The sequence below is a fragment of the Lewinella cohaerens DSM 23179 genome (genome assembly GCF_000379805.1).
In the GTDB taxonomy this organism is placed as follows: Bacteria; Bacteroidota; Bacteroidia; order Chitinophagales; family Saprospiraceae; genus Lewinella; species Lewinella cohaerens.
This window is the reverse complement of sequence record NZ_KB903538.1, coordinates 163,351-175,497: the sequence shown is the minus strand read 5'-3', so window position 1 is coordinate 175,497 and position 12,147 is coordinate 163,351. Positions and strand designations below refer to the sequence as shown.

General features: G+C 44.0%; 10 protein-coding genes. 5 read left to right on the top strand and 5 right to left on the bottom strand.

Annotation, left to right across the window (positions count from 1 at the left end):
• Positions 1-199 precede the first annotated feature (199 nt).
• Entirely contained in the window at positions 200-1,888 is a 1,689-nt protein-coding gene (locus tag A3EU_RS0108940; protein ID WP_020535807.1) for a PA domain-containing protein, read from the bottom strand.
• 279 nt (positions 1,889-2,167) lie between these two features.
• Between A3EU_RS0108940 and A3EU_RS0108935 the strand changes: the two genes are divergently transcribed.
• Entirely contained in the window at positions 2,168-2,386 is a 219-nt protein-coding gene (locus A3EU_RS0108935; protein WP_020535806.1) for a hypothetical protein, read from the top strand.
• Positions 2,387-2,457: 71 nt separating this feature from the next.
• Here the strand turns inward: A3EU_RS0108935 and A3EU_RS0108930 are convergent, their stop codons facing one another.
• The 3 genes from A3EU_RS0108930 to panB all read right to left on the bottom strand — a co-directional run bounded on the left by A3EU_RS0108930 (position 2,458) and on the right by panB (position 5,304).
• Positions 2,458-3,342 carry an MBL fold metallo-hydrolase gene (locus A3EU_RS0108930; RefSeq protein WP_020535805.1) on the bottom strand — a complete coding sequence of 295 codons (885 nt, stop codon included), beginning with the start codon at positions 3,340-3,342 and terminating at the stop codon, positions 2,458-2,460.
• Positions 3,343-3,410: 68 nt separating this feature from the next.
• Positions 3,411-4,442, bottom strand: coding sequence for an endolytic transglycosylase MltG (gene mltG / locus A3EU_RS0108925; RefSeq protein WP_020535804.1), 1,032 nt, complete (start codon positions 4,440-4,442; stop codon positions 3,411-3,413).
• A 46-nt stretch (positions 4,443-4,488) separates the two neighbouring features.
• Complete coding sequence (gene panB / locus A3EU_RS0108920; protein WP_026211303.1) at positions 4,489-5,304, bottom strand: 3-methyl-2-oxobutanoate hydroxymethyltransferase; 816 nt, start codon at positions 5,302-5,304, stop codon at positions 4,489-4,491.
• A 191-nt stretch (positions 5,305-5,495) separates the two neighbouring features.
• Between panB and A3EU_RS0108915 the strand changes: the two genes are divergently transcribed.
• Complete coding sequence (locus A3EU_RS0108915) at positions 5,496-6,515, top strand: DUF4249 domain-containing protein (RefSeq protein WP_020535802.1); 1,020 nt, start codon at positions 5,496-5,498, stop codon at positions 6,513-6,515.
• An 88-nt stretch (positions 6,516-6,603) separates the two neighbouring features.
• Here A3EU_RS0108915 and A3EU_RS34200 read toward each other — a convergent pair whose 3' ends face one another.
• Entirely contained in the window at positions 6,604-6,876 is a 273-nt protein-coding gene (locus A3EU_RS34200; protein ID WP_156825710.1) for a hypothetical protein, read from the bottom strand.
• A 198-nt stretch (positions 6,877-7,074) separates the two neighbouring features.
• Here A3EU_RS34200 and dnaK point away from each other — a divergent pair, with 198 nt between their 5' ends.
• From dnaK to A3EU_RS32640, 3 genes are all read left to right on the top strand, one after another.
• Positions 7,075-8,997: a molecular chaperone DnaK gene (gene dnaK, locus A3EU_RS0108910; protein ID WP_020535801.1), complete on the top strand. Its 1,923-nt coding sequence runs from the start codon at positions 7,075-7,077 to the stop codon at positions 8,995-8,997.
• Between the two features lie 298 nt (positions 8,998-9,295).
• Positions 9,296-11,437, top strand: a complete 2,142-nt coding sequence (locus A3EU_RS0108905) for a TonB-dependent receptor (RefSeq protein ID WP_020535800.1) — start codon at positions 9,296-9,298, stop codon at positions 11,435-11,437.
• Between the two features lie 30 nt (positions 11,438-11,467).
• On the top strand, positions 11,468-12,142 hold the full coding sequence (locus tag A3EU_RS32640; RefSeq protein ID WP_020535799.1) for a hypothetical protein: 675 nt from the start codon (positions 11,468-11,470) through the stop codon (positions 12,140-12,142).
• Positions 12,143-12,147: the final 5 nt, after the last annotated feature.

Below are 12,147 nucleotides of genomic sequence, written 5' to 3'. Positions count from 1 at the left end.
CACAAATCTTTGTCGGTTAGACTATAAATGAGAATGGCGAGCGGGATTCCCGCTCGCCATTCCACGTTCTAAGTCGAGGAGTATAGCGTCACATTTTTGGAAATAAAATCCCTATACCCTATACTCAGTACTTAATACAGTTAGGTTTGCCTTATGATTCCTCGTTTTCCAGGAACCCAAGAAGGCAAACCTAACATGTTTACTGCTTGATGATCCGCTCAACACGGTAACCTTCTGGCGTAGCAATGCTCAGGAAGTAAGAACCGCGTGGCAAGCGCTCCATGTCTATTTCAATAGACTGGTTGAAAACTTGCTCGTATTCTTCTGTAGTGATAATCTTACCACTTACGTCCGTCATGATCATTTGCACCTTGTCGGCAGTTTGGTCTAAGTCGAACATTACGTTCAAGCGACTGCTAACTGGGTTTGGCGCTAAAGTTACTTTATCAGCATCCAATCCTGGTAGGTCTTCTGTGCCTACTGGTGGCTCGAAGCCAGCCAAGTGAAGGTTGATACCTACCGTTTGACCATTCCATCCACCTGAGAAGAAGGAACCGGTAACAATGATAGGAGTTGTAGGGAAGTTGAGGTAGTTAACCCCTGCACTAGCCACAAAACCTGGGCAAATACCAAGACCTGCATTTGAACCGTCATAAGTAATTACCGTATAGTAAGCACCATTAGGCTTAAGGGTAACTAAATTGCCACCATCGATAAGGTTTTCCCATTCTACGAATAACTGATCGTCACCTGTTTCGTTGCCGGTAATTGTGTAACTAGCCAAAGCTATAGGAGTAAGATCGTCGAAAGTAGTAGCGGCTGATGTCGGGCTGAAATCAATAAGGTTGTCGTCATCGCTATCAGCATCATAGAGGATAACAACAATCTGGTCAGCATCAGGGTCTCCTGTAAAAAGGTCAGCACCGTTAGATAAACCAAAAGAAGCATGTGTAGCTACAGCTCCATCTTCATCCATAATAGACAATGCTCCTGCCTGGTATACGAGGTTCCCTGTAGCAAAATCGGCATCACTTACTCTAGGAGCTTGTCCTAGCTCAGGACTTGCTGTGCCATAAGTATAATCTGTTGTTATGAATTGACTCTCTAGTACTTCAGAACCTTGATCATGCGTCCAGGTAACGGTATATGTACCAAGCTCTGTTGGCTCATATTCGCCATCTAAAACAATGATAGAATCACCCAAAGGACCAACATTAGAAGCTCCGGTAAGTACGGTTTCTATGCCAGAAGGAGCTGCAATTGTTGCGGTAACAGTTACATCAACTGCATCAACCGAATTTGGATTCACGTAATGAATAAAATAAGAGTCAAACGGAATTGCATCCGTCAAAGGAGTTTGGATAGAAAAGCTAGAAGCAGGATCGTAAAACGACTTAACTGTAAAAGAAACATTCATGGTCTCTCCAGCGGCCAGTGAGCTTACGATAATTTCACCCGTAGTCCGGCTAACGAAAATCGCAGGGATCGTAATATCCGCACAATTTTCAGCTGCTCCACAAGACATTCCAATAACGAAAGCATCAGTGTCATCTACATTATCATAGTGGTTGATAATAATAACACCATCTGCACCTGCATTCTGTGCGTTTAGTACTTTGACTGTGAAATCACAAGCACCACGGCGGATGACCGCAATTTTACCAGTCAAGTCCGTAACAATGGCCTCACAGCCAAGGCTGTCTCCTGCAGCAGTGTAGCCCCAGGCAATATCCCTAACCAAGGTTTCACTGAGCGTAGGCCCCCATGGGAAATCAGTATTTTCACCGGCTTGTGTTCCATAATCATAGATACCAGCATCATCGGCTGGTGCTAGGATTTCGAAGTCCACAGGAAAAGGAGATGCTGAATTAATTTGTGCAAAAGACATTGTTGTCACAGCACATAACATTAAAAAAGTAAGCGTTAATCTCATAATTAATTTAATTATTTAAGTAAACAGAACCATTAACAAGACCAAGTTACGACGCATTTAGCCGTTTTAACCGTAAATCTGTTAATTTTTTTCACCTACTTCTGCAACCATTGTCCGCTGTAAGTCGTCTTACAGGGGGACCATTCATCGGAAAATAACCATACTTTGTCGATAAAAGCTAGGATATTAGCCAAATACGAGTGACTTTTACAATAATGTTTCAAGGAAGAATTTATGAAAGCGAAAAATTTACTCTTTATTTCTTGTTTAGTACTCGTCAGCTTTGCAGCTTATGCGTTTCTTTTTAATGCGCAAATGGTGGTAGAGGCTTCGGAAACCGTTGATGGTATTTCTGATCAAATCCGCTCTGTGGCAGAGCCGATGCCTTCCCCAGATGTACGTTTCTTGAAAGGCATTATCAAGGCGTTTACAAACCTTTTGCCAGCTTCTTAGAAACAGCCCTAAAATAAATAGCGCCTCTACTTGACAAACAAGTAGAGGCGCTATTTATTTTAGGGTATTATTTACGCCTCTTTTTTCTTCCAATAACGCAACAAACCAGCCACACTCATCCAGCTGGGGTTTGCTGCCTCGTACTTAGCCATATCAGAGCTGTTTACGCCACTGGTCTCCAAATCGTTTTTAACCATAGTTTGGAAAAGAGGTGTAATCTCCTCTACCGATTTACCTTCTTGATAGTAAGGCTTTATCCAGTTGGCCCATTTATGTAAGCGGCTTCGTAAGCTTTCGATATGCTCCTCACTATAGGCAACCGGCCCAAAATGGGTTAAGCAAAACCGTTCTGGTTTTATTTTTTTCAGAAGATCAAGACTAGCTTCCCAATCTTCAATGTTGATATCAGGTGGAGGACAGGGAGGGATCACTACGCCTTGATTAATACTTACGCCGGCTACATCACCAGTGAAGAGGTTTGGACCAATCTGCCATGCGATATGGTGTACTGCATGCCCGGGAGTGTGCCAGGCTTTGATCGTTTTTTGCCCTATTTCGTAGGCCGCTTCATGTTCTGCTTCAACGATTAGTGCTGGGTTAATCTGATGCATTTCTCCCCATAACTCATCCATCTTGTCTTGGTAGATTCTGCGGGCGGATTCCATCAGTCGTTCTGGTGCGGCAAGGTGTTTACTGCCTCGGGGGTGAACGTAGATATTAGCGCCATTACGAGCAAACCACCAGGCAGCACCCGCATGATCTAGGTGAATATGGGTAAGGAACACATGCTGGATATCTTCCAATCGGTAGCCTGCCATTTCTACTCCTTTTTGCAAGCTGGGCAAAGTAGAATGCGGACCTGTTTCGACTAGAATTGGCCCAACATCAGTTTCTACTAAAAAAGCAGCAATATTTTGGCTAATTCCCTGAAAGTTTAAATCGATAACGTGAACCATGTTTTTTTTGTTTGCTGTTTGATGTAACGCTTACACTTTTCCAACCCTTACACCTTTACACTTTTTTGCTATTTGCCTCTTTTTCTTCGATTTTCTCGATAAATTTCGGCATTCCGTTTATGGGCTTCGAGATTTTTGGCAAAAGTGTGGTAACCACTGCCATCTCCTTTGGCACAAAAGTAAAGATAATCATGTTGTTCATGATTTAAGACAGCATCAATAGAAGCAATACTCGCCATTGCAATTGGACCAGGAGGTAGCCCCTTGTATTTATAAGTATTATAAGGAGAGTCTACCTGCAAGTGATAATTTGTAACCCGGTTGGTATTGAAATCTCTGCTGGCAAATACGGCAGTAGGATCTGCTTGCAGCTTCATACCTATTTTTAATCGATTGTAATAGACACCGGCCATTCGCTTTTTTTCGTCATTCTGGAGCGTTTCTTTTTCAACAATGGAGGCAAGGGTATAGACATCTGCTTGCGAAAGCTCCAGCTGGTTAGCCCTGATGTAGCGGTCTTTCCTTTTCCAAAAGATATCATGCTCTTCGATCATCCTTCTGATAAAATCACGAGGGGAGGTGTCCCAGTAAAGCTCATAACTATTAGGGATAAATAAACTCATAAGGTTTTCCTTGGTGTAGCCTAAAGAATCAAGAAAATCCTCCTTTTGGAAAAGTTGAATAAAGGCTTGTGCGTCAGGTTCTATAAATCGTGCAACTTTTGCTGCTACATCTGTAAGTTCTCTTTCGGTAGTGAGCACAACCATTACCGGAGCTTGTTTTCCATTACGTAAGCGATAGATGAAATCAGGTAATTTCATACCGGGTTCTACGGCAAACCTGCCGGAGCGTACCGGGTCAGCTTCGTAGTTAAGTTTTTTAGCCAGTGACCGAAAAACAGCTTCGTTTGGAATTAGCTTTTTGGCCAATAAAATGCGGGTCAATGCTTCAAAAGAAGTACCGTGAGGGATTTCTACATAGACCGTTTCTGCGCCCTCCGCTAGTATCTCAGGTCCGGCAACACTTCGGTAAATGAAATAGGCACTTATCAGTGCAATAATGCTAAAGGCCAGAAGGAAACGTAGAAGTTTTCGGTACATACCCTTTTATTGAAACGTTCTATTTTGAGCTACAAGAGGCATCACGCTAGTACTGCTCGTTGTCGTTGGGAAAGTCACCACTCTTTACATCCTTGATATATTGCTCCGTAGCTTCTTTCATGACATCAAATAATTCGAGGTATCTACGTAGAAACCGAGGGTGAAAATCCTTGGTGATGCCCACCATGTCATGCGTTACCAAAACTTGCCCATCAGCATGACCACCGCCTCCAATGCCTATCGTTGGAATGACAAGTTCTTCGCTGACAATCTTTGTTAGGTGAGCAGGGATTTTCTCTAAAACAATGGCAAAACAACCTAGTTTCTGTAAAATTTTGGCGTCTTTGATCAACTGTGCTGCTTCTTCTTCTTCCTTGGCGCGTACCGTGTAGGTGCCAAATTTATAAATGGACTGTGGGGTTAGTCCCAAGTGCCCCATAACAGGTACTCCTGCCTTGAGAATACGCTTGATACTTTCATCAATTTCACCGCCGCCTTCGAGCTTTACCGCATGAGCACCAGATTCTTTCATGATTCTGATTGTCGATTCCAGAGCGAGTTTGCTATTCCCTTGATAAGTGCCAAAGGGTAAATCAACGACGACCAAAGCGCGATCAACAGCTCTTACTACGGAACTTGCATGGTAAATCATCTGATCCAAGGTAATGGGCAAGGTTGTTTCGTGCCCCGCCATAACATTGGAGGCTGAATCTCCAACAAGAAGGACATCAACTCCGGCGGCATCCAAAATACGAGCCATGCTATAGTCGTAGGCCGTCAACATGGCGATTTTTTCACCGCGGGACTTCATTGCCTGGAGGATATGTGTCGTTACTTTTTTGACATCTCTATGAACGGACATAAATTGATTGTTAGGTTTGTACAATACGAAGCTGCAAGATAGGGAACAATTTATTTTTATCCTTTTTGGCTTTTAGCTGACGTCAAGCGTGAAAAGGTGCTTCTGGTTTTAAAACAAAAGCCTACTTTTGCGATCGACTGTTAAACATAAGGCATCATCACGACTTTTGGGTGCCATTGATTAAAATACTTATGACGATTAAAAATTCCCTCTTTTTCCTTCTTTTGGGAACCGCCATGCTATGGTCTTCTTGCGAAACTGATTTTCAACTGGAAGGCGATTGGAAAGATATCCCGGTTGTTTATGCTTTCTTGTCGGTACAGGATACGGCCTATTATATAAGAGTAGAACGTGCTTTTCTTGAGCCCGGTGGTAATGCTCCTGAGATTGCTCAAATTCCTGATTCTATTTATTATGATGTGAATAGTGTAACCGTAAAGATTGAGCGCCTAAGCAATGGCGAAACAGCTGAATTAGAGAGAGTCGATGGCCGCGATGAAGGCTACCCAAGAGATGAAGGCGATTTTGTTAATGAACCGAATTACCTTTATAAGCTTAAAAGGAGCCAGCTGATTCTTAATGACGGCAGCGATTTTCGGGTAATCGTAGAAAGAGAAGGAGAGGAGGCTGCTACTGCAACCTCTGTGATGGTTAGTGAAGTAGAAGTTGCCAGTTTGCCGACTTCGGGTTTTTTTAGATTTGGTGATTTTGCTAAAACAACCCGTTTAGGCTTCCGCCCGAGTGGAGAAGAAGGCAGAGTCTTTGATATTCAAATGATTTTTAAATACCGTGAAACAGATCCAGATAACCCTAATGACTTTCTGGAAAAACAAGTTGAATGGGACGTAGCTAAAAACATCATCAGAGATGAAAGCGTGTCTGCGCAGTCTATTACTTTTGATAATGAAGCCTTTTATCAGTTCCTGGCCTCTGAAATAGAGCCCTTGGAAACAGGTAGTCGTAAGTTTGATGGCATCTTCATTCAGGTCACCGGTGCTGGTGTGGAAATTGAAGACTACCTGCGGATTGCGAATGCAAATATTGGTATTACGTCAGCTCAATCAGTTCCTGTTTATTCTAATGTAGAAAACGGTGTAGGTATTGTGACCTCTCGTTACCAAGTCACTTCTGATGGATTAACTATGGATTCACAAGCACGAGACAGTTTATATAATGGTGCCATTACTGCAGACCTTAGGTTTGTCCCTTAAATAGACTTCGTTATTTATAGGCACAGGAAAGCCGTGTTTACAACTTTGTAGACACGGCTTTGTTAATTTCAAATGCTCTTAAAGTTTGCTAATTAATGGTTAGCGTACATGTAGAACACCCTCCACAGGTGTAAAAGCAATTTCCTAATATACATCGTTTTTCATATTCACAACCGCAACCGTTTGATCCAGTGCAACTATTCATTCTCGTCAGTTGAACATCAGGGAAGAAGGAAGCGATGCTTCCATCATCAGGGATCACTAAGGCGAAAGAAACACCATATAGGTTAACTGGTACAAAAGCATATCCCTCCGGTGCCTGATCACTTCCATCTATTTTACTGAAATCAGGTTTCTTCATGTTCTGCTTGGGGCTTGTTTGTTGGAGTAACTGCCGAAATGGCATAAAAAACTGACAGCGTCAGCTGTAATAATGGCGTAGAAGGCTTATACGGCCTATCGTTTTGTCAGAAAGTAAAGATATGCTTGCAATTGGCACATTCCTTGCGTTGTGATGACTGTATTAAATAACAAGAACAAACGTAAAATACACATAAATATGAGCAAGATTATCGGTATTGACCTTGGAACAACCAACTCCTGCGTAGCAGTGATGGAAGGCAACGAGCCGGTAGTTATCCCCAATGACGAAGGCCGTCGTACTACGCCTTCAGTTGTCGCTTTCATGGATAATGGTGAGCGTAAGATTGGTGATCCTGCCAAGCGTCAAGCTATCACTAACCCTACGCGGACGGTCTCTTCGATCAAGCGTTTTATGGGGGCACGCTTCACGGAATTGAAAAATGAAGTAGATCGTGTTCCTTACAAAGTTGTAAAAGGCGACAATGACACCATTCGGGTTGACATTGACGGTCGCATGTATTCTGCCCAGGAAATTTCTGCGATGGTATTGCAGAAGATGAAAAAGGTAGCAGAAGACTTTTTGGGCCAGGATGTTACAGAAGCTGTTGTAACAGTACCTGCCTACTTTAATGACTCTCAGCGTCAGGCGACTAAGGAAGCTGGCGAGATCGCTGGCCTCAAAATTAGCAGAATTATCAATGAGCCTACGGCTGCTGCCCTTTCTTATGGATTGGATAAGCGTTCGCAGGATATGACCATTGCTGTTTATGATTTAGGTGGTGGTACCTTTGATATTTCTATCCTTGATTTAGGGGATGGCGTTTTCGAAGTAAAGTCTACCAATGGTGATACGCACCTGGGTGGAGATGACTTTGACCGTGTAATCATTGATTTCCTTGCGGAAGAATTTCAGAAGCAAGAGAACATGGATTTGCGTAAAGATCCAATGGCCCTTCAGCGTTTGAAGGACGCTGCGGAGAAAGCTAAAATTGAGCTTTCCAGTGGTTCTGAAACGGAAATCAACCTACCTTATATCACTGCTGTTGATGGTGTGCCTAAGCACTTGGTGGTGAAGCTGTCTCGTGCTAAATTCGAGCAATTGGCAGACAGCTTGGTAGAGCGTACGCTTAAGCCTTGTCAGGATGCCTTGAAAGATGCAGGTCTTTCTACCAGCGATATTGATGAAATCATCTTGGTTGGTGGTTCTACTCGTATCCCACGTATCCAGGAAGCTGTAGAGAAATTCTTCGGCAAGAAGCCTAATAAAGGAGTAAATCCTGACGAAGTTGTAGCTGTAGGTGCTGCGATCCAGGGTGGTGTACTGAGTGGTGATGTACAAGATGTACTACTGCTTGATGTAACGCCACTTTCTATGGGTATCGAAACAATGGGCGGTGTTTACGATGTAGTCATCGAAGCCAATAGTACGATTCCAACCAAGAAGTCTAAAATTTACTCTACCGCATCTGATAACCAGCCTTCTGTAGAGATTCACATTCTCCAGGGAGAACGTTCAATGGCTAGAGATAACCGCACTGTTGGTCGCTTTATCCTTAATGATATCCCACCTGCACCTCGTGGTGTACCTCAGGTTGAAGTATCTTTCGATATGGATGCCAACGGTATCCTGAGCGTTTCTGCTAAGGATAAAGGTACAGGCAAAGAGCAAAGTATTCGCATCGAAGCTTCTACTGGATTGAGCAAAGAAGAAATTGCTCGCATGAAAGCAGAAGCTGAGGCCAATGCTGATTCTGACCGCGAAGCTAAGGAGCGTATTGAGAAGCTAAATGGTGCCGAAAACTTAGTTTTCCAAACAGAAAAGCAACTCAAAGAATACGGCGATAAGCTACCCGCAGAAAAGAAAGAAGCTATTGAAAAGGCTGCTGCTGATCTGAAAGCTGCTAAAGATGCAGAAGACATCGCAGGTATCGATACACACATGGAAACATTGAATGCTGCTTGGCAGGCTGCCAGCCAAGAAATGTACCAAGCTACGCAAGAAGCTGGTGCCGATGGCGAACCTACTGCTGATGCAGGAGCAGGCAACGGAGCTGGCGCTGGTGCCGGAGCTGCTGAAGATGTAACTGATGTAGAATACGAAGAAGTAGAGGATAAGTAATCTCTTTTTCTGAGATTGATAGAGACAGCACAAAAAGAAGTTGGGGCTTCGTTTTTCAAATAACTGGCTAAGCGATTCATTTAAAGCGTGTCAGCTATTTGGAAAACTTAAGAGAAGGCTCAACTTGTTTTTTTGCGCAATAAAAGGTAATCCCGGGTCTGGCTTTGTGCCGGACTCGGGATTGCTGTTTTATGGATCGACAGTTCAGTAGCTCCTTTCGACAGTTGGGTAAGCTTTAGTTTAAGCGCTGCTATTTAGCCTGCACCTTTGAGGTATCAAATCAAGAATACCTAAAGCGATGCGATACTTTTACTTCTTTGTTGTTTTTCTCTTGTGTAGTTCCTATGGTCAATCCCAGCATTTAACCTTGTCTGGTGAAATTTGGGACGAAAACAATCAACCCGTAATAGGCGCAAATGTATTTCTAACAGGCACTTACGATGGTGCTTCTACCGACTTGGAAGGATTATTTTCTTTTACAACAACAGAGAAAGGCGCTTTTACATTAAGTGTCAGCTACCTGGGGTACGAAGATTGGAGCCAGGATATTGATCTTGCAAACGAATCTTTTGATTTTGATATCCAATTAACTCCGGCGACCAGTGAACTAGATGCTGTCGTTATTACGGCGGGAGCTTTTGAAGCGAGTGATAGTAAAAAATCAGTGACGCTTCGGCCTTTAGATATTGTTACAACAGCTGGTGCGAATGGTGATGTATTGGGTGCCTTGCAGACATTGCCCGGTGCGCAGCGAGTAGGGGAGGATGGCCGCTTGTTTGTCCGAGGTGGAGCTGCTTACGAGACGCGCACCTTTATAGATGGTCTTTATGTCGCACAACCTTACACCAGTACAACACCCAATGTTCCGAGTCGCGGTCGGTTTTCGCCCGTTTTATTTAAAGGAACAACCTTTAGTACAGGTGGCTATTCTGCCGAATATGGCCAGGCTTTATCTAGTGCCCTGGTATTAGAAACCCAGGATTTGGCACCTGCGACTTTAACGGCGATATCATTGATGAGCGTGGGAGGCAACCTGAGTCACACCCAACGCTGGGAACAAACATCTGTAGCTGTATCAGCAGATTATACGAATCTGGGGCCTTATATGAACCTGGTTCCCCAAAACCTACAATGGCAAAAAGCACCACGCACTGCTGGTGGTCAACTAATATTCCGGCATAAATCCGATAATGGCAGCTTGTGGAAGCTTCAAGCGCAGCACCATCAAAGCGGAATGTCACTAAAAACGCTCAATCCTCAGCAGCTTTCCGATAGCCTGGAGGTGAGCTTGGAGAATACTTACACTTACCTGGGCACTTCTTTTCAAAAGACATTAGGAGCTGAATGGCATTTGCAAGTAAGTGCGGCCTATACCGATCACCTTGATAAAACAGCGACCATTGCAGACATTCGGTCTCGCGAGACGGCATTATTGGCCAAGGCTCGTTTGAGCAGGTCACTAGGGCAGGGGCATTTACTTCGCTTTGGGATTAGCCATTGGCGAGAGTCTTTTGAAGAACAGTTAGAGGTTCCCGAAGCTACTTTTCTACAGGAACAGCAAGAGCCTTATACGGCATTTTTTACGGAAGCAGACTGGACGTTTAGCAAAAAGCTGGTGGCACGTACCGGACTCCGAACCGAAATGCGCCACGTATCCGATGAATTGGTCATTAGCCCCAGATTGTCGGTAGCTTATAAGACAGGCACCAAGAGTCAGGTTAGTTTTGCTACCGGTCGCTTTACGCAACGCCCTCAGAAGGTTCAAATCCTTTCAGCGCCAATGCTTGAAATGGAAGAAGCTTGGCACTTTATCACCAACTGGCAATGGCAAAAAGATGGACGAACCTTGCGTGTGGAAGCTTACCGCAAAACCTATGATGATTTAGCAACCTTGGCAACCACTGGCTGGGAAAATAATGGCGATGGTTATGCCCAGGGAATTGATGTGTTTTTTCGTGACAAAGTATCCATTGCCAACAGTGATTTTTGGGTCTCTTATTCTTATCTGGACACAGAACGTCGTTATGAACGATTTACGGAACGTATTCAACCACCTTTTGCGGCCAAGCATACCGTTAACCTAGTTTACAAATATTGGATTCCGCGTTGGCAGTCTTTGGTCGGGATGACTGCTGTGTATGCGACTCCCCGGAATTATTATCATCAAACAGAAACGGGAATGCTTCAGGGGAAAACGACGGCTTATCGTGACGTCAGCATGAATTGGAGTTATTTGACCCAGTTAAAAGGGCACCTATTGATTGTTCACTGTTCGGTGAATAACCTCCCTGGCTTCGAAAACAACTATGGTCAGCAATTTAGCCAGCAGCCGGAAGCCGATGGAAGTTATGCCTCGGTTACTATTCGGCCACCCGCAAAAAGATTTCTATTCCTTGGTGTTTTTCTTTCTATCGGGAAAGAGGGGGGCAGTCAATTTTAATAAGATTTCAAAATTTTAAATACCAATACCATGAAAAACTTAAGCTTATTCTTCTGCATTCTTTTTTGTTCTATCCTTTCGATTCAGGCCCAGGGCGACCGCTTTGAGGCGGCCATGCAAGGCGTTCTTGTGAAAATGGAAGCTACTGAAGGACCGGTGGCTTGGGAGGAAATCAGCAACCAACTTGAACGGATAGCCTCTGCGGAACCAGACCAGTGGTTGCCCCAGTACTACTTGGGTTACACCTCTTTGCAATTGGCTTTAGGGGCCATGCAGGAAGGAAATAGTGGCAAAGTAACAGAATTGGTGAAACGCGGAGAAGCTTACCTTGCCCAAGCGCGTACCCTCACAACGGATAATAGTGAATTGAAGTGCCTGGAAGGTTACGTTTACCAAGGGTATATCTGGATTGATCCTATGGCAAATGGTGGGGAATATAGCCCTTTAGCGCATCAGGCTTATGCTACAGCAGCTGCAATGGATGAGACAAACCCTCGTCCTGCGATGTTGCGTGGAATGCTGGTCTTGTTTACGCCGGAATTCTTCGGTGGAGGTGCGGAAAAGGCCCTTCCTTTTCTAAATAATGCTGAAGTACTTTTTGCCAATGAAGCACAAGCTGAGAAGGGAATAGCTCCACATTGGGGTGCACCAACTAATACTTGGATGCTACAAAAAGCGACAGCTGACTTGGAAAGTAAGGAGTAACTGCG

Bases quoted from the DNA above. Each gene is read 5' to 3' on its own strand.
- A3EU_RS0108930 (WP_020535805.1), bottom strand. From the start codon at position 3,342: ATGGTTCACGTTATCGATTTAAACTTTCAGGGAATTAGCCAAAATATT.
- A3EU_RS0108935 (WP_020535806.1), top strand. From the start codon at position 2,168: ATGAAAGCGAAAAATTTACTCTTTATTTCTTGTTTAGTACTCGTCAGC.
- A3EU_RS34200 (WP_156825710.1), bottom strand. From the start codon at position 6,876: ATGAAGAAACCTGATTTCAGTAAAATAGATGGAAGTGATCAGGCACCG.
- A3EU_RS0108915 (WP_020535802.1), top strand. From the start codon at position 5,496: ATGACGATTAAAAATTCCCTCTTTTTCCTTCTTTTGGGAACCGCCATG.
- panB (WP_026211303.1), bottom strand. From the start codon at position 5,304: ATGTCCGTTCATAGAGATGTCAAAAAAGTAACGACACATATCCTCCAG.
- A3EU_RS0108905 (WP_020535800.1), top strand. From the start codon at position 9,296: ATGCGATACTTTTACTTCTTTGTTGTTTTTCTCTTGTGTAGTTCCTAT.
- A3EU_RS32640 (WP_020535799.1), top strand. From the start codon at position 11,468: ATGAAAAACTTAAGCTTATTCTTCTGCATTCTTTTTTGTTCTATCCTT.
- dnaK (WP_020535801.1), top strand. From the start codon at position 7,075: ATGAGCAAGATTATCGGTATTGACCTTGGAACAACCAACTCCTGCGTA.
- mltG (WP_020535804.1), bottom strand. From the start codon at position 4,442: ATGTACCGAAAACTTCTACGTTTCCTTCTGGCCTTTAGCATTATTGCA.
- A3EU_RS0108940 (WP_020535807.1), bottom strand. From the start codon at position 1,888: ATGTCTTTTGCACAAATTAATTCAGCATCTCCTTTTCCTGTGGACTTC.